This is a genomic window from Comamonas sp. SCN 65-56, assembly GCF_001724135.1.
Classification (GTDB): Bacteria; Pseudomonadota; Gammaproteobacteria; order Burkholderiales; family Burkholderiaceae_C; genus Comamonas_C.
Genome location: NZ_MEDS01000025.1, coordinates 589,851 through 610,097 on the forward strand (window position 1 = coordinate 589,851; position 20,247 = coordinate 610,097).

At 66.6% G+C, this 20,247-nt stretch carries 21 protein-coding genes and 1 pseudogene; 11 read left to right on the forward strand and 11 right to left on the reverse strand.

Annotation, left to right across the window (positions count from 1 at the left end; all coding sequences use genetic code 11):
- Positions 1-84: 84 nt before the first annotated feature.
- The 7 genes from ABS45_RS15700 to ABS45_RS15730 form a co-directional block, all read right to left on the reverse strand.
- Entirely contained in the window at positions 85-876 is a 792-nt protein-coding gene (locus ABS45_RS15700; protein ID WP_291557162.1) for a xanthine dehydrogenase family protein subunit M, read from the reverse strand.
- 13 nt (positions 877-889) lie between these two features.
- Entirely contained in the window at positions 890-3,262 is a 2,373-nt protein-coding gene (locus ABS45_RS15705) for a xanthine dehydrogenase family protein molybdopterin-binding subunit (RefSeq protein WP_291557164.1), read from the reverse strand.
- A gap of 21 nt (positions 3,263-3,283) precedes the next feature.
- Complete coding sequence (locus ABS45_RS15710) at positions 3,284-3,751, reverse strand: (2Fe-2S)-binding protein (protein WP_291557167.1); 468 nt, start codon at positions 3,749-3,751, stop codon at positions 3,284-3,286.
- 342 nt (positions 3,752-4,093) lie between these two features.
- Positions 4,094-5,008: a 50S ribosomal protein L3 N(5)-glutamine methyltransferase gene (gene prmB, locus ABS45_RS15715; protein WP_291557170.1), complete on the reverse strand. Its 915-nt coding sequence runs from the start codon at positions 5,006-5,008 to the stop codon at positions 4,094-4,096.
- Between the two features lie 132 nt (positions 5,009-5,140).
- Positions 5,141-5,611, reverse strand: coding sequence for a DNA-binding protein (locus ABS45_RS15720; RefSeq protein ID WP_291557173.1), 471 nt, complete (start codon positions 5,609-5,611; stop codon positions 5,141-5,143).
- Positions 5,559-6,188 (reverse strand): nucleotidyltransferase domain-containing protein, encoded by a 630-nt coding sequence (locus ABS45_RS15725; RefSeq protein ID WP_291557176.1) that lies wholly within the window; start codon positions 6,186-6,188, stop codon positions 5,559-5,561. Before ABS45_RS15725 ends, ABS45_RS15720 begins: the two co-directional genes overlap by 53 nt.
- Before the next feature lie 70 nt (positions 6,189-6,258).
- Positions 6,259-7,026 (reverse strand): ferredoxin--NADP reductase, encoded by a 768-nt coding sequence (locus ABS45_RS15730; RefSeq protein ID WP_291557180.1) that lies wholly within the window; start codon positions 7,024-7,026, stop codon positions 6,259-6,261.
- A gap of 193 nt (positions 7,027-7,219) precedes the next feature.
- Here ABS45_RS15730 and ABS45_RS15735 point away from each other — a divergent pair, with 193 nt between their 5' ends.
- The 10 genes from ABS45_RS15735 (at position 7,220) to ABS45_RS15780 (ending at position 17,267) form a co-directional block, all read left to right on the forward strand.
- Positions 7,220-8,416, forward strand: a complete 1,197-nt coding sequence (locus ABS45_RS15735) for an ABC transporter substrate-binding protein (protein WP_291557183.1) — start codon at positions 7,220-7,222, stop codon at positions 8,414-8,416.
- Positions 8,417-8,428: 12 nt separating this feature from the next.
- Entirely contained in the window at positions 8,429-10,336 is a 1,908-nt protein-coding gene (locus tag ABS45_RS15740) for an ABC transporter permease (RefSeq protein WP_291557186.1), read from the forward strand.
- A complete protein-coding gene (locus ABS45_RS15745) occupies positions 10,333-11,982 on the forward strand; it encodes an ATP-binding cassette domain-containing protein (RefSeq protein ID WP_291557189.1) in 1,650 nt (549 codons plus the stop codon). The genes ABS45_RS15740 and ABS45_RS15745 overlap by 4 nt, the downstream gene beginning before the upstream one ends.
- Positions 11,983-12,053: 71 nt before the next feature.
- A complete protein-coding gene (locus ABS45_RS15750; protein ID WP_291557192.1) occupies positions 12,054-12,599 on the forward strand; it encodes a hypothetical protein in 546 nt (181 codons plus the stop codon).
- 82 nt (positions 12,600-12,681) lie between these two features.
- Entirely contained in the window at positions 12,682-13,686 is a 1,005-nt protein-coding gene (locus tag ABS45_RS15755; RefSeq protein ID WP_291557195.1) for a hypothetical protein, read from the forward strand.
- Positions 13,683-14,321 carry a hypothetical protein gene (locus ABS45_RS15760; protein WP_291557198.1) on the forward strand — a complete coding sequence of 213 codons (639 nt, stop codon included), beginning with the start codon at positions 13,683-13,685 and terminating at the stop codon, positions 14,319-14,321. The genes ABS45_RS15755 and ABS45_RS15760 overlap by 4 nt, the downstream gene beginning before the upstream one ends.
- 281 nt (positions 14,322-14,602) lie before the next feature.
- Positions 14,603-15,463, forward strand: coding sequence for a lysozyme inhibitor LprI family protein (locus ABS45_RS15765; RefSeq protein ID WP_291557301.1), 861 nt, complete (start codon positions 14,603-14,605; stop codon positions 15,461-15,463).
- A gap of 22 nt (positions 15,464-15,485) precedes the next feature.
- The gene (locus ABS45_RS15770) at positions 15,486-16,223 is read left to right on the forward strand and encodes a hypothetical protein (RefSeq protein WP_291557201.1); all 738 of its coding nucleotides are present in this window, start codon (positions 15,486-15,488) and stop codon (positions 16,221-16,223) included.
- A 21-nt stretch (positions 16,224-16,244) separates the two neighbouring features.
- Positions 16,245-16,391: an SHOCT domain-containing protein gene (locus ABS45_RS15775; protein WP_291557203.1), complete on the forward strand. Its 147-nt coding sequence runs from the start codon at positions 16,245-16,247 to the stop codon at positions 16,389-16,391.
- A gap of 135 nt (positions 16,392-16,526) precedes the next feature.
- Positions 16,527-17,267 carry a hypothetical protein gene (locus ABS45_RS15780; RefSeq protein WP_291557206.1) on the forward strand — a complete coding sequence of 247 codons (741 nt, stop codon included), beginning with the start codon at positions 16,527-16,529 and terminating at the stop codon, positions 17,265-17,267.
- Between the two features lie 99 nt (positions 17,268-17,366).
- On the opposite strand, the gene ABS45_RS15785 is transcribed toward ABS45_RS15780, so the two are convergent.
- From ABS45_RS15785 to ABS45_RS15800, 4 genes are all read right to left on the reverse strand, one after another.
- On the reverse strand, positions 17,367-18,083 hold the full coding sequence (locus ABS45_RS15785; RefSeq protein WP_291557209.1) for an LrgB family protein: 717 nt from the start codon (positions 18,081-18,083) through the stop codon (positions 17,367-17,369).
- 3 nt (positions 18,084-18,086) lie between these two features.
- On the reverse strand, positions 18,087-18,446 hold the full coding sequence (locus tag ABS45_RS15790; RefSeq protein WP_291557212.1) for a CidA/LrgA family protein: 360 nt from the start codon (positions 18,444-18,446) through the stop codon (positions 18,087-18,089).
- Complete coding sequence (locus ABS45_RS15795) at positions 18,443-19,066, reverse strand: HXXEE domain-containing protein (protein WP_291557215.1); 624 nt, start codon at positions 19,064-19,066, stop codon at positions 18,443-18,445. The genes ABS45_RS15790 and ABS45_RS15795 overlap by 4 nt, the downstream gene beginning before the upstream one ends.
- A 67-nt stretch (positions 19,067-19,133) precedes the next feature.
- Positions 19,134-19,796 (reverse strand): phosphoribosylanthranilate isomerase, encoded by a 663-nt coding sequence (locus tag ABS45_RS15800; RefSeq protein WP_291557218.1) that lies wholly within the window; start codon positions 19,794-19,796, stop codon positions 19,134-19,136.
- A 130-nt stretch (positions 19,797-19,926) separates the two neighbouring features.
- Here ABS45_RS15800 and ABS45_RS15805 point away from each other — a divergent pair.
- Positions 19,927-20,247 (forward strand): annotated as a pseudogene (locus ABS45_RS15805) (transposase); the annotation flags it as partial.

Here is a 20,247-nt window from a genome sequence, read left to right on the forward strand (position 1 = left end):
TTGAAAAGGCTTGTTCAAAAAGTCAGGCGGCAGGGGCCGCCTGAAGAACCCCTCCTCCGCCCGGAGGAAGAGTTGGAGGAGCCATCAGGCGAGGGCCTTGGCGACGGCACGCTGCGTCATCACGCCCACGAGGTGGGCGCGGTAGGCGCTGGAGCCATGCAGGTCGCTGGACATCTCGCCCGCATCGGTCTTGACGTTGGCGACCGCCGCCGGTGCGAAGCTGCCATTCAATGCCGCTTCCATGCCGGCATGGCGGAACACGCCATTGCCTGCACCCGTGACGGCGACACGCGTGCCCCCGTCGGTCTGCGCGACGAACACGCCGATGAGCGCGAACAGCGAAGCCGGCTGCGGAAACTTGACGTAGGCCGCCTTCTTCGGGATCGGGAAGCTCACCGCGGTGATCAGCTCGCCCTCATCCAGCGCGGTGGTGAACAAGCCTTGGAAAAAGTCGTCGGCCTTGATCTCGCGCTTGTTGGTGCGCACGGTGGCGCCCAGCGCCATCAGCGCCGCCGGGTAATCGGCCGCCGGGTCGTTGTTAGCGACCGAGCCGCCGATCGTTCCGCGGGCGCGCACCTGCTTGTCGCCAATGCCGCTGGCCAGGGCGGCCAGCGCGGGGATGGCGGCCTTGACTTCGGCACTTTCGGCGACGTCGGCATGCAGCGTCATGGCGCCGATGACGATGGCGTTGCCGTCGCGGCGGATGCCCTTGAGGTCGGCAATCGCGCCGAGGTCGACGATTTGCTCGGGCGCCGCCAGGCGCAGCTTCATCGAGGCGAGCAGGGTCTGGCCGCCGGCCAGCAGCTTGCCGCCGGCCTGTGCCAGCTTGGCTGCGTCGGCCTGGCTGGCGGGACGCTCATAAGTGAATGCGTACATGTGCTGTCTCCTATCAGGCTTTGGCTTTCTGGATGGCTTCCCAGACGCGGCTGGGCGAGGCGGGCATGTCAAGTTCATGCACGCCGACCGACTTGAGCGCGTCGAGCACGGCGTTCATCGCGGCCGGGGGCGAGCCGATGGCGCCGGCTTCGCCGCAGCCCTTGCTGCCGATCGGGTTGTGCGTGCAGGGGGTGCAGACATGGCCGATCTTGAGGTTGACCAGGTCGGCGGCGCGCGGCATCGTGTAGTCCATGAAACTGCCGGTCAGGAGCTGGCCGGATTCCTTGTCGTACACGCAAGCCTCCTGCAGCGCCTGGCCCAGGCCCTGGGCCACGCCGCCATGCACCTGGCCTTCGACGATCATCGGGTTGATGATCACGCCGAAGTCGTCCACGCAGGTGAAGCGGTCCACGCGCACCACGCCGGTCTGCGGATCGATCTCGACCTCGCAGATGTGGGTGCCGGCCGGGTAGGTGAAGTTGGTCGGGTCGTAGAACGCGGTTTCGTTCAAGCCGGGCTCCAGCTTGTCCAGCGGGTAGTTGTGCGGCACGTAGGCCGTCAACGCCACCTGACCGAAGGGAATCTTCTTGTCGGTGCCCTTGACCTTGAACTCGCCGCCGGAAAACTCGATGTCGGCATCCGAGGCTTCCATCAGGTGCGCCGCGATCTTCTTGGCCTTGGCCTCGATTTTGTCCAGTGCCTTCATGATGGCGGCGCCGCCCACGGACAGCGAGCGGCTGCCGTAGGTGCCCATGCCGAAGGGGATGCGACCGGTATCACCATGCACGATATCGACCTGGCTGGGGTCTATGCCCAGCCGGGCGGCGACGACTTGCGCGAACGTGGTCTCATGCCCCTGGCCATGGCTGTGCGAGCCGGTGAACACCGTGACGCTGCCGGTGGGGTGCACACGCACTTCGCCGGCTTCGAACAGGCCGGCACGCGCACCGAGCGCACCGGCGATGTTGGATGGTGCCAAGCCGCAGGCCTCGATGTAGCTGGAATAGCCGATGCCGCGCAGCAGACCCTTGGCTTCGGTCGCTGCCTTGCGCGCGGCGAAACCGGCCACGTCGGCCAGATCATTGGCCTTGTTCATCACCTGGTGGAAGTCCCCCGTGTCGTACTGCAGTGCCACCGGCGTCTGGTAGGGGAACTGGGTGACGAAATTGCGCTTGCGGATTTCGTCCTGCGACAGGCCCATCTCCCAGGCGCAGCGCGTGGCCATGCGCTCGAGCAGATAGGTGGCTTCGGGGCGGCCGGCACCACGGTAGGCGTCGACGGGGGCAGTGCTGGTGAACCAGGCATCGACCTCGACGTAGATCTGCGGCGTGGTGTACTGACCGGCCAGCAGCGTGCCGTACAGGATGGTCGGCACCGCCGAAGCGAAGGTCGACAGGTAGGCGCCCATGTTGGCATTGGTGTGCACGCGCAGCGCCAGGAACTTGCCGTCCTTGTCCATCGCCATCTCGGCGTGGGTGACGTGGTCACGGCCGTGGGCGTCGGAGACGAAGGCCTCGCTGCGGTCGGCCGTCCACTTGACGGCGCAGTTGAGCTCCTTGGCGGCCCAGGTCAGGGCCACGTCTTCGGCGTACAGATAAATCTTGGAGCCGAAGCCGCCGCCGACGTCGGGGGCAATCACGCGCACCTTGTGCTCGGGCCATTGCAGCACGAAGGCGGTCATCAGGAGACGCTCGACGTGCGGGTTCTGGTTGGAGACGTACAGCTCGCTCTCGTCGGTGGCGCGGTTGTAGGAGGCGTTGACGGCGCGCGGTTCCATGGCGTTGGGCACCAGGCGGTTGTTCACCAGGTCAAGCTTGGTGACATGCGCGGCGCCGGCAAAGGCGGCATCGACCGCGGCCTTGTCGCCCAGCGTCCACTTGTAGCAATGGTTGTCGGGGGCTTCGTCGTGCAGCGCCGGGCCGTTCTTGGCCGTCGCCATGTCTATCACCGCGCCGAGGGGCTCGTAATCAACCACCACGGCTTCAGCGGCGTTTCTGGCGTTGACATGCGAGTCGGCAACGACCAGCGCAACATGGTCACCCACGTAGCGCACCTTGGTGTGGGCCAGCACCGGGTGGGCCGGCTCCTTCATCGGGCTGCCGTCGGGGTTGTGGATCTGCCAGCCGCAGGGCAGGCCGCCCATCTTGCCGGCGAGGTCGGCCCCGGTGAAGATGCGGGCCACGCCCGGCATCTTGGCGGCGGCCGAGATGTCCACGCTCTTGATCTTGGCGTGGGCATGCGGGGAACGCACGAAGTAGCCGTACTTCTGGTGGTTCAGGTTGATGTCGTCGGTGTAGTTGCCCTGGCCGGTCAGGAAGCGCACGTCCTCCTTGCGCAAAAGGGATTCGCCGATATGCGGCAGCTTGGCAAATTCATTGGCACCCATGGTGTGTCTCCTTTCGTGCCGTCAGGCGGTCATGGTCTTCTGGGCGGTCTGCACGGCCTTGACGATGTTCTGGTAGCCGGTGCAGCGGCAGATATTGCCTTCGAGCAGGTCGCGTATCTCGTGCTCGGTGGCGTTGGGGTGGTGCTTGATCAGGTCGATCGAGCTCATCACCATGCCGGGGGTGCAGAAGCCGCATTGCAGGCCGTGGCACTCCTTGAACGCGGCTTGCATCGGGTGCAGCGAGCCATCGGCAGGCGTGATGCCTTCGATGGTGGTGACCTCTGCGCCCTGCATCTGCGCCACCAGCGTGTTGCAGGCCTTGATGGAACGGCCATTGGCGATCACGGTGCAGGCGCCGCACTGGGCCGTGTCGCAGCCCTGGTGCGTGCCGGTCAGGCGCAGATGCTCGCGGATGTATTCCACCAGCAGTGTGTTGGGCGGCACGTCGGCAGTGACTGCCTGGCCATTGACCTTGAGCTCGACTTTCATCGGAAGTGTCTCCTCGTTATGAAAAACAGAAGTTTCTAAGCGAAACCCTACCATTGGATAACAACATGCTCCACCTTGCGACAGGTGAAACCCTTGCTTGTGCTGCAGCCGTGCAGATGGAGCAGGTGAGGGGTATATGCAGAATCCGTGCCACCCGTTGCACACCGCGGGTGACGGTGTTCGCTCTCTGGCTACCTTGACCCATCCGAGCCGCAGTCCAGCCCATTGTGCTACGTCCGCAACCGGCGTGTATCGTTTTGGCTCAGGCGGGAAAAGTGTCTCGGAAGTGGACAGTGCAGCGGCGGGTGCGGTGCAGCGCAGCAGCCCGCCGAGACGTGCCTTTCAGCGCTGCGGAAAAGCCGTCAGCAGCGCGTCGCGCGTGATCAGGAGCACCTGATCGCTGCCTGCGCTGGTGGGCAGCCAGAACACGGGCAATTGCGGGAATGCGGCCTCGAAGTGCGCGCGCTCGTTGCCGATCTCCAGCACCAGCACCGCGTCCTCGCTCATGCAGGCCGGGGCGTCATGCAGCAGGCGGCGGATGAAATCCATGCCGTCCAAGCCGCCCTCCAGCGCCAGCGCGGGCTCGGCCCGGTATTCCAGCGGCAACCGCGCCATGCTCTGCGCATTCACATAGGGCGGATTGCACAGGATCAAATCCCACGGGCCGGGGCAGCGCGCCAGGCCATCGGATTCGACGAGTCGCACGCGCACTTGCAGGCCGTGCTTTTCAACATTGATGCGCGCCACCGCCAGCGCGTCGGGCGAGAGATCGGCGCCGCACACCTGCACCTCGGGCCAGGCCATGGCCGCGAGAATGGCGAGGCTGCCGTTGCCGGTGCACAGGTCCAGCACCTGACGGGTTTCATCGCTCAGCCAGGGGTCGATGGTCGCATCGGCGATCAGCTCGGCGATAAAGCTGCGCGGCACGATGGCGCGCTCATCGACGTAAAACGGCACGCCCGCCAGCCAGGCCTCACGCGTGAGGTAGGCGGCGGGCTGGCGGGTGGCGATGCGTTCTTCAAAAAGAGAAGCTGCTAGCGCTTTCTGGTCGGGCGTTAAAGCCTGATTTTTTATTGAATTTACTTCATCACCCAAGGGACTATCCAGCGGCAGGCCCAGGCTCCACAGCACCAGCCACGCGGCCTCGTCACGGGCATTGGTCGTGCCGTGACCGAAGACGACGCCCGCCTCCGCCAGGCCCGCCGCGCCCGCTTCGATCAGCGCGCCAATCGTGGTGGTGTCGTCCGGCATCGTCATTGCGGCACTCCCTGTCTGAGTTGAGATCGCCAGATATGATCCCGGTGCGCACGCCGTCTTGTCGTCGAGCTTAGCGGACCGTGTTTCGTACACGCTCATCTTCGTCTTGCTTCTTTGGCCGCGTGCGCATCCTTATTTTTCCCATGTAGAAGTCGGCCACGCCGGATTCCATTCCGGATGATGCTCACGCAACCAGCGCTCGGTGTGGCTCAACAGTTTTTCTGCCGCTTGCAGGCCCGCCAGCAGCGTGGTTTGTGTGATCGGATCGCCCTCGTAGTCGCTCAGGTTGCGCTGGCGGCGCAGGGCGTCAAGCACGATCAAGTCAGCCTTGTCCACCTCCAAGGTCTGATCCAGCGTCTGGATCGCCGTCTGATGATGCCCCGGCTGGCTGGTGCTGGTGCGCCAGCCATTTGCCCACAACCCCAGCATGGCGCACTGCATGATGCACTTGTAGGCCGCATCGAAGCGGTTGGTGGCGCTGATCTGCTGCACCCGCGCGTCGGCCAGATTCTGGTGCGCGGCCTGCAACAGCTTGACGATGCTCGCCGGGTCAGGTGCTTGCGCTTGCAGGCGCCCAATGGCTTGCAAGTTGCTCAAGCTCATGTTCGCTCCCCTTGATCCAGAGTTTGGGTTTGCGCAGTACGTCGCGCACGAAGGCGTCGCCCGCCCGCGCCCTGGCTGCCAGCTCGCTCGCGGCCCACACCACCGGGTTCACCTCGCGCCCCAAGGATGCGTGCAGCGGGTACAGCGCCTGCACCACCGCCACGAAGTCCGCCGTGCCGATCAGCAGCACGTCCACATCACTGTGGTCGGTGTGCGTGCCGCTGGCCACGGAACCGTAGACGAAGGCCAGGTCAATCTGCCCGTCCAGCGGCTCCAGCGCGGCGCGCAGCGCGGGCAGCACGCCGTGCGTCTTGCGAAAGATCGCGGCCAGCTCGGCGTGCAGCGGGTGTTGCACGTTCGCGCTGTAGCGCGCCTGGTTTCCCTGGTCACTGCGCAGCAGCAAACCCGCTTGTGTCAACTTGTCCACTTCGCGCGCCAGCGTGCCGGCATTGCTTCCTGTCAGGCGCGCCAGCTCCCGCAGATGCAGGCTGCGGTCGGGTTGCAGCAGCAGCGCCGCCAGAACCTGCTGGCGGTTGGCTGGGAACAGCAGATCGACCGCGTTTTGAGCGTTGCCCATAAGACAACGATTGTTGCCCATAAGGCAACAATTGACAAGGAACGAGCGGGTGATTTCGCGAACGCCCCGGTTATTTCTCGACGAACGCGCGCTCGACGACAAAGTCCCCCGGCTGCTTGGTGCTGCCTTCCTCGAAGCCGCGCTTTTGCAGCAGCTGCGTGAGTGTGACCAGCATCTGCGGGCTGCCGCAGAGCATCACGCGATCTTCCAGCGGATCGAGCGCTGGCAGGCCCAAGTCGGCGGCGAGCGTGCCGTTGTGGATCAATGCGTTGATGCGCCCCTGGTGCACAAAGGGCTCGCGCGTCACCGTCGGGTAGTACAGCAGCTGTTTTTGCACCATGTCGCCCAGGATTTCATGCTTGGGCAGCTCGTGCGTGAGGTAGGCATGGTAGGCCAGCTCAGAGACTTCGCGTACCCCGTGCACCAGCACGATCTGCTCAAAGCGCTCGTAGGTGTCCGGGTCGCGGATGATGCTCATGAAGGGCGCCAGCCCCGTTCCGGTCGAGAACAGGTACAGGCGCCTGCCGGGCAGCAGGTAGTCGGTCACCAGCGTGCCGGTGGGCTTCTTGGCGATGAGCAGGGTGTCGCCCGGTGCGATGTGCTGCAGGCGCGAGGTGAGCGGGCCGTTCGCCACCTTGATCGAGAGGAATTCGAGCTGTTCCTCCCAGTTCGGGCTCACCACGCTGTAGGCGCGCAGCAGCGGCTTGCCGTCGACCCTGAGGCCGATCAGCACGAAATGGCCGTTGGAAAAGCGAAGGGCCTGGTTGCGCGTGGTGGTGAAGGAAAACAGTCTGTCCGTCCAGTGGTGCACCGTCAGGACGCGCTCTTCGAAAAACATCGTGTGGTCTGGGTCAAGGCAGCCGGGCAAGGCAAAAGGGGCGCCATCGCGCCCTGTCGCCAAGCAGACTGGGAAATCGGGAAAGCCCGGATTGTCGTGCATGCGGCGCTTGCAGTACCTGCGCAGCACCTCCGGTGGTCAAGGGGTACATTACCGCTCCCGCAACTTTTGCAGAGACACAGGGAGTGCTGACATGAAGCAGTGGACGGCCGCAGTGCTGGCGTCATTGGCCCTGGTGGCTGGATCGGTGCATGCCCAAGGCAGCTACACCATTGGCGAGATCAACAGCTACAAGGCGCAGCCCGCCTTCCTGATGCCCTACAAGCAGGGCATGGAGCTGGCGGTGGAGCAGATCAATGCCGCAGGCGGCATCCACGGCAAGAAGCTGCTGCTCATCACGCGCGACGACAACGCCAACCCGGGCGAGACGGTGCGCGCGGCCGAGGAGCTGATCACGCGCGAGAAGGTGGACGTGCTCACCGGCGGCTTTCTCTCGCACCTGGGCCTGGCGCTGACCGACTTTGCCAAGCAAAAGAAGCGCTTTTACCTGGCGAGCGAGCCGCTCACCGACAAGATCGTCTGGCAGGACGGCAACCACTACACCTTCCGCCTGCGCCCCTCGACCTGGATGCAGGTGGCGATGCTGGTGCCTGAAGCGGCCAAGCTGAACAAGAAGCGCTGGGCGCTGGTCTATCCCAACTATGAATACGGCCAATCCGCGGTGGCCACCTTCAAGCAGCTTCTGAAAGCGGCGCAACCGGATGTGGAGTTCGTTGCCGAGCAGGCGACGCCGCTGGGCAAGGTGGACGCAGGCAGCGTGGTGCAGGCGCTGGCCGACGCCAAGCCGGATGCGATCTTCAACGTGCTCTTTGCCACCGATCTGGCGAAATTCGTGCGCGAGGGCAACACCCGCGGCCTGTTCGAGGGCCGCAAGGTGGTGAGCCTCTTGACCGGCGAGCCCGATTACCTCGACCCGTTGAAGGCCGAGGCCCCGGTGGGCTGGATCGTCACCGGCTACCCCTGGTACGCGATCAAGACGCCCGAGCACCAGGCATTTCTGCAGGCCTACCAGAAGCGCTTCAACGATTACCCGCGCGCCGGTTCGGTCGTGGGCTACAACGCCATCCTGTCGATCGCCGCAGGGCTGAAGAAGGCGGGCAGCAGCGAGACCGAAAAGCTGATCGCGGCCTTCGAGGGCCTGAAGGTCGATACGCCGTTCGGCCCCATCACCTACCGCGCGCAAGACCACCAATCGACGATGGGCGCCTATGTGGGCACGACGGCGGTGAAGGATGGCAAGGGCGTGATGGTGGACTTCCGCTACGAGGATGGCGCGAAGTTCCAGCCCTCCGACGAAGAAGTGAAGAAGCTGCGCCCGGCCGGGCCGTAATCGCCGCGCCGCATGGATTTCTCGGGCCTGCTCGTCCAGTTGCTCAACGGTCTGGCGAGCGGCGCCACGCTGTTTCTCGTCGCGGCCGGCCTGTCGCTGGTCTTCGGCGTCACGCGGATCGTCAACTTCGCGCACGGCTCGCTCTATGTGCTGGGGCTGTACGTGGCGTACACCTGCGTCGATCGCCTGGGTGGCGCCATCGGCTTCTGGCCCGCGCTGTTGCTGGCGCCGCTGGTCGTCGCGCTGCTGGCGGCACTGATCGAGGTGCTGCTGCTGCGCCGCCTGTACCACGCACCCGAACTGCTGCAACTGCTGGCCACCTTCGCGCTGGTGCTCATCCTGCGCGATGCGGCGCTCTGGCTCTGGGGCGCGGAGGATTTGCTCGGCCCGCGCGCGCCGGGGCTCGCGGGGGCGGTGGAGATCCTCGGGCGGCGCTTTCCCACTTATGACCTGTTCCTGATCGCCGTCGGCCCGGTGGTGCTGGCGCTGCTCACGTTGCTGCTCACGCGCACGCGCTGGGGCACGCTGGTGCGCGCGGCGACGCAAGACCGCGAGATGCTGGGGGCGCTGGGCGTGCGCCAGGCCTGGCTGTTCACCGCGGTGTTCGCGCTCGGCGGGTTGCTGGCGGGCCTGGCGGGCGCGCTGCAATTGCCGCGCGAGCCGGCCAGCCTGGAGCTCGACCTGCCAATGGTGGCGACGGCCTTCGTCATCGTCGTCGTCGGCGGCATGGGGTCGCTGCCCGGCGCCTTCGTTGCGGCGCTGCTCATCGCCGAGCTGAAGGCGGTGTGCATCTGGCTGGGCGTGGTGCAGGTCGGGGCGCTGACGGTTGCCTTTCCCAAGCTCACGCTGGTGGCTGAATTTCTGGTGATGGCGCTGGTGCTGATCTGGCGGCCCTGGGGGCTGATGGGGCGCGCGCCGGTGCTCGGGCGCGGCGATGCGCTGGCGGCGCCGGGGCTCAAGGTCGGCACGCGATTCACGGTGCGGGCGTGGCTCGCGCTCTTGACGCTGCTGGCGCTCGTGCCCGTGGCGCTGGGCGCGCAAAGTTACGCCACCGTGCTGCTCGCCGAGATCGCGATCGCCGCGCTCTTTGCCGCCAGCCTGCAGGCCATCGTCGGGCCGGGCGGCTTGCATTCCTTCGGCCATGCGGCCTACTTTGGCCTGGGCGCGTACGCGGCGGCGCTGCTGGCGCGCGCCAGCGGACTGCCGATGGCGGCGGTGCTGCTGCTCGCGCCGCTGGTGGCCGCTGCCGGAGCGCTGGTCTATGGCTGGTTCTGCATGCGCCTGACGGGTATTTATCTCGCGATGCTGACTCTCGCGTTCGCGCAGATCACCTGGGCGGTGGCGTTCCAGTGGGATGGCGTGACGGGCGGCAGCAATGGCCTGACCGGTGTCTGGCCCCCCGAGGGGCTGGCGAGCGGCGCGGGTTTTTACTGGCTGGTGCTGGCACTGTGCGCGCTCGGCCTGTTTGGGCTGCGGCGCCTGCTGCACGCGCCGCTGGGCTGGGCGCTGCGCGCGGCGCGCGACTCCAGCCCCCGGGCCGAGGCCATCGGCCTGCCGGTGCGCCGCGTGCAGTGGGCGGCCTTCGTCATCGTGGGGCTCATCGCCGGGCTGGCGGGCGCGCTGTTTGCGTATTCCAAGGGCGGCGTCGCACCCGATGCGCTGTCGGTCAGCAGCTCGGTCGATGCGCTGGTGATGGTGCTGCTGGGCGGCGTGCACGCGCTCGCCGGGCCGGTGGCGGGCGCGGCGGCCTTCACCTGGCTGCACGACAGCCTGGCGCGATCGACCGACTACTGGCGTGCGCTGCTGGGCGGCGTGATGCTGCTCTTGATTTTGGCATTTCCACAAGGAATTTCGGGTTTGGCGCAATACCGGCAAGCGCTGGCAGCTATCAAAACAAGGGTTTTTGGAGGCGTGCGGTGAACTTGCTGGACGTGACCGGGCTGCGCAAATCCTTTGGCGGCGTGCATGCGGTGCAGGGCGTGTCGCTCACCGTCGCGCCGGGCGAGCTGCTGGCGCTGATCGGCCCCAACGGCGCGGGCAAGACGACGAGCTTTCACATGCTTGGCGGGCAGTTGCGCCCGGATGCGGGGCAGGTGCTGCTCGATGGGCAGGACGTGACGGGCCGCACGCCGCGCGCGCTCGCCCGCTTGGGCGTGGGGCGCACCTTCCAGATCGCCGAGACCTTCGCCAGCTTCACCGCGCTGGAAAACGTGCAGATGGCGCTGCTGGCACACGACGGCCGCCATTGGCGCGCCTGGCGCGGCGCGCGCCACTACCGGGCGAGCGACGCACAGGCTCTGCTGGATCAGGTCGGCATGGCTGAACAGGCGGCGCGCGCATGCAGCGAGCTCGCCTACGGCGACGTCAAGCGCCTGGAGCTGGTGCTGGCGCTGGCGGGCGAGCCGCGCCTCTTGCTGATGGACGAGCCCACCGCCGGCATGGCGAGCGCCGAGCGCATCGCGCTGATGCAGCTCACGCGCCAGCTCGCGCAGGAGCGGCGCATGGCCGTGCTCTTCACCGAGCACAGCATGGATGTGGTCTTCGGCCAGGCCGACCGCATCGCGGTGATGGTGCGCGGCGAGCTGCTAGCCGAAGGAACGCCCGAGACCATCCGCGAGGACGAACGGGTGCAGCGGGCGTATCTGGGCAGCGGGTTTGATGATGCTGAAAATGAGATCTGCCCGCGCTTGCCAGACAAGGGCGAGAGGCCAAAAACACTTGAAATCGAGGGCGGGGGTGGGGGCCAGCCGACACCACACCCGCCAGAGCCTGTGCACGCACAAGCCGCCCCCATCCCCGCCCTCCCCCAGCGGGGGAAGGAGCCAGACGGCGCCCCTCAGGTAGCGCTGCTGGATGTGCAAAACCTGCACGCCTGGTACGGCGGCGCCCACATCCTGCACGGCGTCTCGCTCGCCGTCGCACCCGGCGAGGTACTGGCACTGATGGGGCGCAACGGCGCGGGCAAATCGACCACGCTCAAGGCCATCGCCGGGCTGCTCGCGCGCACCACGGGCGAAGTCGTCTTCAACAGCCGGGCGATCAATGGCTGGCCCGCCCACCGCATCGCCCGCGCGGGCGTAGGCTACGTGCCGGAGGAGCGGCGCATCTTCGGCGACCTGACGGTGCTGGAAAACTTGGAAACCGGCCGCCAGCACCCCCGCGCACGCTCGAACGGCACGCCGATCGAACCCTGGAGCGTCGAGCGCCTGTTCGCCCTCTTTCCCAACCTGCGCGAGATGCCCGATCGCCTGGGCGCGCGCATGAGCGGCGGCGAGCAGCAGATGCTCAGCGTCGCGCGCACCCTGATGGGTCAGCCGCTGGCGCTGCTGCTGGACGAACCCTCGGAGGGCGTGGCGCCCGTCATCGTGCAGCAGATGGCGCGCGCGGTGCGTCAGCTCAAGCGCCAGGGCCTGGCCATCGTGCTCTCGGAGCAGAACCTCGCCTTCGCACAGGCCGTCGCCGATCGCGTGGTGGTGCTGGAGCAGGGCCGCGTGGTGCACCACGCCCGAATGGCCGATTTCGTCTCCGACTCCGCGGCGCGAAGCCGCTGGCTGGGCGTGCAATGAGCGCCCCCGCTTGAGCCGCGGGCGCTGGCCGCCTACGATGCAAGCCCCGCCCGCCCCTGCAGCGCCCACCGATGAAACCGCTGAACGCCATCAAGCAAGCCGCCCGCATGCGCCAGCGCGAGGCGGCGCGCGCACTGCAGCGCGCCCTGGCACCCGCTGCCAGCACGGCGCCGGCGGGTGCCCGGATCACGCCGCGGTTTCACTCTCGCGCCTGGCTGCTGCGCGGCATCAGCAGCCTGCCCGGCACGCTGCGGCTGCGCGATGGCGTGCTGTCGTTTGCCGCCAGCGACACCGGATCGGCCTGGGGTTGGCAGCTACGCAAGCTCGCGCGGCTGGCACCGGCGCCGGACGAATTTCTTGAATGCCTGGCCGACGGCAGACCCGCCGTGGTGTTCAGCCAGCCGCTGGCCCTGCTGCGCATCCACAGCCCGTGGTACTACTTCAAGGGTGGACTGGTTGTGCATGCCCGCGAGGCGTGCTGGCGCATCAGCTTTGGCGCGCCGGCGCGCTCTTCGGGGCAAGTGGGCCTGGCGCTGGCAGTCGACGAGCTGGGCAAGGTGCGCGGCATGCGCGCACTCGGGCACCAGTGGCTGAGTTTGTTGACGCCGCACGACTGAGGCGTAGAGGCAGTGACCAAAGTCACTGGTGCACCCCGGCGAGGTTGCCTAGGATACGGGTTTGAAGGGAAACACCTTGCCCATGCCCCGCCTCTTTGGCCTTGGCCTTGGCCTTGGCCTTGTCGCCACCGCGCTGGCCCTGAGCGCCTGCGGCAAACCGGCCGAGCCCCCGATTGCCACCGCCATTGCACCCGTACCTGCGGCCCCGACCGCATCCGAGGCCGAGGCCACCTGCCTGTCGGCCCGCGACTGGCAGGCACAAGGCAAGGGCGAATTCAAAGTCACCGACAGCGCCGACGATCGCCGCTATGAGCTGCGTTTCACCCTCACGCTACGCGGTCAGACGTTTTCCGAAGCGGTGCGCCTGCCGCCCGACATGGCGCAGGCCATCGTCAACGAATTGGGCGAAAACCCGGCGCAAACCCAGGTCTGTGCCAACCGCTGGTTCATCCAGGATCTGGCGCAAGAGCGCGGCGGCAGCCTCGTCAGCGGCGAGCTTGCCGACGGCCAGTTGCGCCTGAGCGTGCGCAGCTACGAAAGCGGCGATGAAGAAAGCATGCGCATCGCCTGGGGCGAGGGCGGGCCGGTGCTCGTGAGCAGCACGGGCAAGGCGGTGGCGCTCAAGAGCCTTCCTGCCGTGCCCGCCGTGCCGGTTTTGGCTGACGCGCCAGCAAGCGCCACGGCCAGCGCCAAGACGCTGGAATGCAAGCTGGAGGAGACCGGCAACGCGCACTTCCTCACCTTGCAGGTGGATGCGCAAGAGCGCGTGCAAGCCCTGAGCTACACCGCCGCGACGCCCGGCGGAAATTGCAGCGTGGACGCCGACCGCAAAGACGGCGCCACCACTTGGCGCGATGCGCCGGATGCGACCACCATCACCTGGCCCGATGGCGAGGCCGGCGTGGCAGACAGCGCCTCCAGCCTGCGCCTCACGCGCGAGGGCAGGGCCTACGCGCTGAACATGGCGCACATGCTGATCAGCAGCTTTTGCGGGCAGAGCGCGGCGATTGCCAGTTTCATTGACCTCACGCCCGGCCAGGCCACCTGCACCGTGCAAGAGCGCGAGAGCGAGCCCGAGAACGAATGAAACGCTTTCCCCTTCTTCCCGGCGCGCTGCTTGCAGCCAGCCTCCTCTGGCTGAATCTGCCTGCACAGGCCGCGCCACCCGCACTCACCGACGTGCAAGACACTGCGCCCGCGCTGCTCGCGCAGATCGGCCTGGACAAGCCCGATTGCAACGCACCCCAAGCGGCTTTTGATGCCACCGGCCAAACCCTGGCCATTGAAGTCAACTGCGAAGCCGCAGGCCGGGGGCGGCGCGTGTGGCTGCTCGGCCGTGGCGAGCACGCAGTCGCGGCCACGCCCGAGCTGGACGCCAGCGACCCGAATGCAGAAGCCGTGTTCAGCTCCGGCACCGATTTGCTCTGGGTGGCCGACACGCTTTACGTGTTCACCACCGAGCAAGGCAGGAAAAAGCAAGCCGATATCGACCCCGCCTGGGAGCCGCGCCACTACGCGGCCACGCTGGCCACGGGGCCGCGATCGATCAAGGCGCTGGCCCCCGACATTCGGGCACCCAGGTGCCGCAGCACTGGCCGGACGACAACGCCGCCTGGGCTGCCGACTACACCATCCCCGACCGTGACTACGCCGACGAAATCCACGCCAACGCGCGCCACATCGTCTGGTGGCAAAACCGCGGCCATGGCGACATTGCGCTGATGACCGCCACGCGCCAAGGCAAGCCGCGCGTGCTGGTTGCGGGCAACTGGGAACTGGCGGGAGCCGTGTTTGACTACGCGGCCTCGCGCATGATCTACGCGAGCTTTGACGGCCTCATCATGCACCCGCTGGAAGGGGGCGAACCCCAGCCCATAGCCGGTACGAAAGACGGCGATCAGGCCATGCCCTTCGACGCTGCCAGCCGCTGGCTCGTGGTCCGTCGCGTTCTGGGCGGGTGCGACCGTGCCACGGCCAAGATCCCCGACAAATACATTTGCCTGATGCAACTGCCCGCAGTGGCGGACGACCCTCCCGCACCTTCTCCCGCCCAAGTGTCGGCCCAACCGAGCTTTGACTGCGCCAAGGCACGCGGCATCACCGAACAACTGCTGTGCGCGCGCGTGCCGTTGGCTGCGCTCGACGTGGAGCTTGCCGGGCTGTACCGCCAGGCGCTGGAGCGCAGCGCCAACCCCGGCGCGCTGAAAAAGCAGCAGCTTGACTGGCTGCGCCAGCGCGACCAGGACTGCACCGCAGGCCGAACGCTGATGCAAGCACGCGCGGAGCTGGCCGTGGACACCTGCCTGCGCGAGCGCTACGGCGCGCGCATCCGCCTGCTGCGCGGTCAGGTGGCGCCCGACATCCACCTCACGCAGTTGCAAGGCCGCAGCGCCCATGCCGCCACACCCGACGACGCCCTGCCGCCGCGCTTCGGCACCCCGCAAGCCTATGCCGCCGTTCAGGCGCTGGGCGACGAAGGCCTGATCGCGGGCACCGCGCTGCAACTGGGCAAGCACCTCGTCTGGCTCAGCGACCAGGGCCGGGGCAACGTCATCTTGCGCGCCCACTTGCAGGGCACGCCCGGCACGCTCGATGTGCAGCGCGGCAGTTGGGAGCTGGTGCACCTGCTGCACGACGAGGGCCACCTGATCTACCCGAGCGATGACGGGCTGATGCTCCTCGATCTGGCCAGTGGTCGCGCGCACCGCATTCGCCAGACCGCGATGGCCGATCTGCCTCTGACCTGGAACCCGGCCACCCGGCTGCTGACCTGGAGCAGCCCGCGCCTGTGCGGCATTACCGAAGGCGGCAACCAGCTGGGCCCGCAGCAGTGCAGCGCAGTGCTCGACATGCCGCGCCGCTGAGCATTGACAAGGAAAGGACGAGATGGGCGACAGCAACCTCTTTGAATGGCTCAGCCTCATCGGCCTGGTGATGCCAGTGCTGATCTGGCTCGTCATCGCGCTGGTGATGCGGCGCGTGTTCGGTCGCGTATTCGGCTTTTCGGGTTTGCGCACCGGTGGCTCGCTGCTCGGCAACTTGTTTCCGAAATGGCGCTGGGTGATGCGCGCGGGCCTGAGCCTGTTTGCCGGGCTGATGATCGCCACCGCCGTCGGCGCGGTGTTCCCGCCCGTCGTCCTGCCCGCCGCATCGCTGATTTGCGACGGCAGCGTCGAGCTGCAATCGCAAAGCTATTCATACAAACCCGGCCAGCGCGGCGTGAGTCATCTGATTTCCTGCACCCGGGCTGATGGCAGCCGTGAGTCCATCACGCTGGCCACCATGGGCGTGGCCTGGCTACTGTATTCGGCCCTCATCTTCGTGCCGCTTTCGCTGTGGCACCTGCTCAGCGGCGCCATCGCGCGCAAGGGCGACGGCGCGCAGGATTTCAGCCTGCCGGGCGCAGGCACTCCACCGGCCGCACCCTTCAGCCCCATGTTCACCGGTTCGCCATCCACCGGCGCCCGCGAACCCGGCGTCTTCACCACCACGCGCACGACGGTCTCCGTCGATGATGCGGTGAAACTGCAAGGCTTGGCAGACCTGAGCGATGTGCTGCGCCAGACCCTGGGCGGCAAAATGGCCGGCATGGTGGGCGTGGCGCTGGAGCAGGCGAAAAAGTAACCACGCAACGGCAAGCCGATCGTGATCGACGGCGGCACGCACATCATCACGGGCGGCGCGCCGGATGCCGCCAGCCGCCTGCGGGCACTGCAAGCGCTGCGCGATCAGGGCCTCATCAGCAGTGCCGAATACGAAGCCAAGCGCGCGACCATTTTGAACGAACTGTAGAGCAGGGAAGACAACGTGTCCCGTGCAAACCATGAGAAAACCACCATGCATCCACCCCGCCGCACCGCCTTGCGCGCCCTTGTGCTGCTGTGCACTTTGGGCACTGCCGCAGTCTCTTCGGCTCAGGCCCCTGCCATGAAAATCACCGCCATCGCCGCCGGCGGCATGCACAGCATGCTGATCACCGAAAGCGGAGAACTCTGGGCCATGGGCCACGACTCCTACGGCCAGCTTTGCGATGGCGACACCACAGCCAAACGCACGCCGGTCAAGGTGATGGCCGACGTGCAGGCCGTGGCACTGGGCGGCTCGCACAGCCTCATCCTCAAGCGCGACGGCGGCCTATGGAGCGTGGGCCAGAACCGCAACGGCCAGCTCGGCACGGGGGACAGAAACGACCGCAGCCAGCCGGTGAAGATCATGGACGGCGTCGCGCAAATCAGCGCTGGCGGCGCGCACAGCCTGGTGCGCAACCAGGATGGCAGCCTCTGGGCCTTCGGCTTTGATGGTGGCGGACAGTTGGGTGATGGCGGCAACACCAACCGCAATGCACCCTTCCAACTGCGCGAGGGCGGCGTTGCGGCGGTAAGCGCGGGCGAATTGCACAGCCTGCTGCTGGCGCAAGATGACACGGTCTGGGCCTTTGGCTACAACGACAGCGGCCGCCTGGGCACGGGCGATGCGCTCGATCAGCACGCGCCCCGGCAGGTGGCCAGCGGCGTCGCGCAGATCGCCGCCGGCGGCTCGCACACGCTGCTGCTGGGGCATGACGGCAGCGTTCGGGCTGCCGGCAGCAATGGCTCGGGGCAGATCGGTCTGGGCCCAGGCGTGCGCGAAGCCAGAAACTTCACGACGTTGGTGTTGCCTGGCAAGTGAGTGCTCGGTCGATGCACAAACCCTGGATAACCAGGCCATAGACGACCAGCGGATGGCGACCAGACATCGCTGGTCACCGTTCCCGTTGCACTGGCGGGGTCACAAACTCAGCGCCCACACCAGCAGCGGAATCAGGACCGCCGTCAAGGCGCCATTGAGCCCCATGCCCAGCCCGGCAAAGGCCCCTGCCTGCTCGTCGACCTCGAAGGCGCGCGCCGTGCCAATGCCGTGCGCCGTCACCCCCAACGCAAAACCGGTGGCGATAGCGTCCTTGCGCATCAAGCGGCCCAGCAGCGGCACGCCAAAGGCCGCGCCCAGCACGCCGGTGATCACGACGAACACCACCGTCAGCTCGGCGCTGCCGCCGATCTGATCGGACACCCCCATCGCGATCGGCGTGGTGATCGAGCGCGGCAGCAGCGACAGCAGCGTGCGGCCCTCGATCCCCATCACCCAGCACAGCGCCACCGTCAACAAGATGCCCGTGAGCGCACCCACCAGCAGCGCCACCGACAGCGGCAGCAGGCTGCGCCTGAGCACCGGCAGTTGCTGCATCAAAGGCACCGCCAGTGCCACCGTGGCCGGCCCCAGCAGAAAGTGGATGAACTGCGCGCCGTCGAAATAGGTCTGGTAGTCGGTGCCCGTCAGCAGCAGCAAGCCGACGATGGCCGCAATCGACACCAGCACCGGATTGCACGCAGCCAGGCCGCCCGTGGCCAGGTACAAGCGCCGGGCCAGCCAGTACACCGTGACGGTCACGGCCAGCCACAGCAGCGGCTGGCTGGCCAGATAGACCCAGATCGCATTCAGCCGCATGGCCTAATTCCCCGCCGCACGCGAGTCGGCACGCGCCAGCAGCCAATGCAGCGTGTACGCCGTCACCACCAGCGTCACCGCTGCGCCCAGCACCAAGACCACCGCAATCCGCCCGGTCTGCCCCGCCACCTCGTGCCAATGGGCAATGATGCCGACCCCGGCAGGCACGAACAGCAGCGAGAGGTTTTCCAGCAGCGTCAGCGCCGTGCCCGACAGCGCCTCGGGCACGCGGCGTCGCCACGCCAGCCAGGCGAAGAGCAGGAACATGCCCAGCACCGGCCCCGGCAGAGGCAGGCGCAGGAACTGCACCAGCAAGGTGCCCGCCAGTTGCATCAGCAACAGCGCCGCGATCGCTCCAATCATGATGAATTGCCCCCGCCCGTCTCGAAAGAAGGGGCAGCCATGCCGAGCTGGGCGCGTCGCATGACTGCCAGTTTGCGCCGTACCAGCACAAGAAGTGCCGCATGAATCGCGATCGCAATGACCAGGCCGATGGCGTGGCTCGCCACCGTGCCGGCGCCAGCCTCATCAATCAAATGCAGCACATGAAAGCCCAGCGGCAGAAACACCGCCACGGCCGTGGCCAGCCCCGGGTTGTAGCGCCTGAAGACGATGGCATGAACCACGTGCATGAAGGCATTCACGAGCGCCAGATACACCGCCACCAGCGCCCACCCGAGGCCGAGATGAGCTGCGCCATACAAAGACAGGGCAATGACACCCCAGACGCCCGGCACATTCGTGATGAACACCACCGACGGCGACAGGACATCGAACCCCTGGCCGATCGTGGCATTGAAAAACCGCCGAAAGCGGTCGTCATCGTGCTCTTCGTACTGATGAATCATGTACGTCGGCAGCAGAAAAAAGGCCGCCGCCAATGGCCCCGGCCAGCCCGCCAGCAGAAGCGGCGACAACACCAGCAGCAAGAGCCCGGCGAGCAGCCCGCCATAAACCCAGTACGAGATCAAGCGCGCAAGCATGGCCGGATTGTGGCAGCCGATCACCGGAATCTACGACCCAACGAATGCGAGACCCGCAGGTTGAAAATCAGGCCGCGCTGCGCACCGCCTGCATGAACTCGCCAAGCCGCTCTTCGCTGAGCTGGCCGTCGCTGCGCACGCTGGAGCACAAATCCAGGCCAAAGGGCTGGACTGCCTGGATGGCCTCACGGACGTTGGAGGCGCGAATGCCGCCTGCCAGAAAGACGGGGCAATCCACTTGCTGGCAGATTCTTCGGCTGACTTCCCAGTCATGCACTCGCCCGGTGCCGCCCAGCTCCTTGATCTCCAAGGTCGGGTTGCCGGAATCAAGAAGAAGTGCATCGACAAACCCTGCAACGACCTTGGCTTCTTCCAGCGACTCTTCACCCATCACATGGATGACCTGAACGAGCTTCACGGAGGGAAGCTGGCGGCGCAGCTTCCGGATCTCGGGGATGGCCACCGAATCAACGAGTTGAAGCGTTGAAGTCTGGCAGACGGCATGTTGCTGCACGATGGCATCGGCTTCTCGCAGAGACGTCAAAAGAAAGGTCGCCACCGGCGGAGGAACCGAACGGGCGATTTCGGCAATGCGTTCGTCCGCAATGACACCTGGCCCGCTGGGCATGTGCGAAACCAGACCCAGCGCGGATGCACCCATCCGGACTGCCAATCGAGCCTCTTCAACACTGGAAATGCAGCAAATCTTGACGCGCGGTACTGCAAGCATGGGATCTACTCTACGCCTGACGAATGAGCTCAGCCGACGCCAAGCGAACGGCTGCGACGAGCAGTTAGGCGGGGACTACCGTGATTTTTAAGCCGAGGGCATGCGCAACTTTGCTGACAGTGGCAAAGCTCGGATTGCCGAGTACGACCGCCACATCGCCCTCATGGCCCGCCACAGCACGCAGGCGCAACGGTTGATGCACCTGGGCGGCATCGGTCAGACCACCGCCATGGCCATGGCACTCATCAGCACCGTGGGCAATGACCGCGACTTCGCCTGCGGGCGCAGCTTTGCCGCCTGGCTGGGCTTGGTGCCCGGGCAATACAGCTCCGGTGGCAAGCAGAGATTGGGACGCATCACCAAGGCGGGCGACGCCTACCTGCGCAGCCTGCTGGTGCTGGGCGCCAGAGCGGTGCTGGCCGCCGCCATGAAGAGCGACAAGCTCAAGCAA

Bases quoted from the DNA above. Each gene is read 5' to 3' on its own strand.
- ABS45_RS15700 (WP_291557162.1), bottom strand. From the start codon at position 876: ATGTACGCATTCACTTATGAGCGTCCCGCCAGCCAGGCCGACGCAGCC.
- ABS45_RS15705 (WP_291557164.1), bottom strand. From the start codon at position 3,262: ATGGGTGCCAATGAATTTGCCAAGCTGCCGCATATCGGCGAATCCCTT.
- ABS45_RS15710 (WP_291557167.1), bottom strand. From the start codon at position 3,751: ATGAAAGTCGAGCTCAAGGTCAATGGCCAGGCAGTCACTGCCGACGTG.
- prmB (WP_291557170.1), bottom strand. From the start codon at position 5,008: ATGACGATGCCGGACGACACCACCACGATTGGCGCGCTGATCGAAGCG.
- ABS45_RS15720 (WP_291557173.1), bottom strand. From the start codon at position 5,611: ATGAGCTTGAGCAACTTGCAAGCCATTGGGCGCCTGCAAGCGCAAGCA.
- ABS45_RS15725 (WP_291557176.1), bottom strand. From the start codon at position 6,188: ATGGGCAACGCTCAAAACGCGGTCGATCTGCTGTTCCCAGCCAACCGC.
- ABS45_RS15730 (WP_291557180.1), bottom strand. From the start codon at position 7,026: ATGTTTTTCGAAGAGCGCGTCCTGACGGTGCACCACTGGACGGACAGA.
- ABS45_RS15735 (WP_291557183.1), top strand. From the start codon at position 7,220: ATGAAGCAGTGGACGGCCGCAGTGCTGGCGTCATTGGCCCTGGTGGCT.
- ABS45_RS15740 (WP_291557186.1), top strand. From the start codon at position 8,429: ATGGATTTCTCGGGCCTGCTCGTCCAGTTGCTCAACGGTCTGGCGAGC.
- ABS45_RS15750 (WP_291557192.1), top strand. From the start codon at position 12,054: ATGAAACCGCTGAACGCCATCAAGCAAGCCGCCCGCATGCGCCAGCGC.
- ABS45_RS15755 (WP_291557195.1), top strand. From the start codon at position 12,682: ATGCCCCGCCTCTTTGGCCTTGGCCTTGGCCTTGGCCTTGTCGCCACC.
- ABS45_RS15760 (WP_291557198.1), top strand. From the start codon at position 13,683: ATGAAACGCTTTCCCCTTCTTCCCGGCGCGCTGCTTGCAGCCAGCCTC.
- ABS45_RS15765 (WP_291557301.1), top strand. From the start codon at position 14,603: ATGCAACTGCCCGCAGTGGCGGACGACCCTCCCGCACCTTCTCCCGCC.
- ABS45_RS15770 (WP_291557201.1), top strand. From the start codon at position 15,486: ATGGGCGACAGCAACCTCTTTGAATGGCTCAGCCTCATCGGCCTGGTG.
- ABS45_RS15780 (WP_291557206.1), top strand. From the start codon at position 16,527: ATGAAAATCACCGCCATCGCCGCCGGCGGCATGCACAGCATGCTGATC.
- ABS45_RS15785 (WP_291557209.1), bottom strand. From the start codon at position 18,083: ATGCGGCTGAATGCGATCTGGGTCTATCTGGCCAGCCAGCCGCTGCTG.
- ABS45_RS15790 (WP_291557212.1), bottom strand. From the start codon at position 18,446: ATGATTGGAGCGATCGCGGCGCTGTTGCTGATGCAACTGGCGGGCACC.
- ABS45_RS15795 (WP_291557215.1), bottom strand. From the start codon at position 19,066: ATGCTTGCGCGCTTGATCTCGTACTGGGTTTATGGCGGGCTGCTCGCC.
- ABS45_RS15800 (WP_291557218.1), bottom strand. From the start codon at position 19,796: ATGCTTGCAGTACCGCGCGTCAAGATTTGCTGCATTTCCAGTGTTGAA.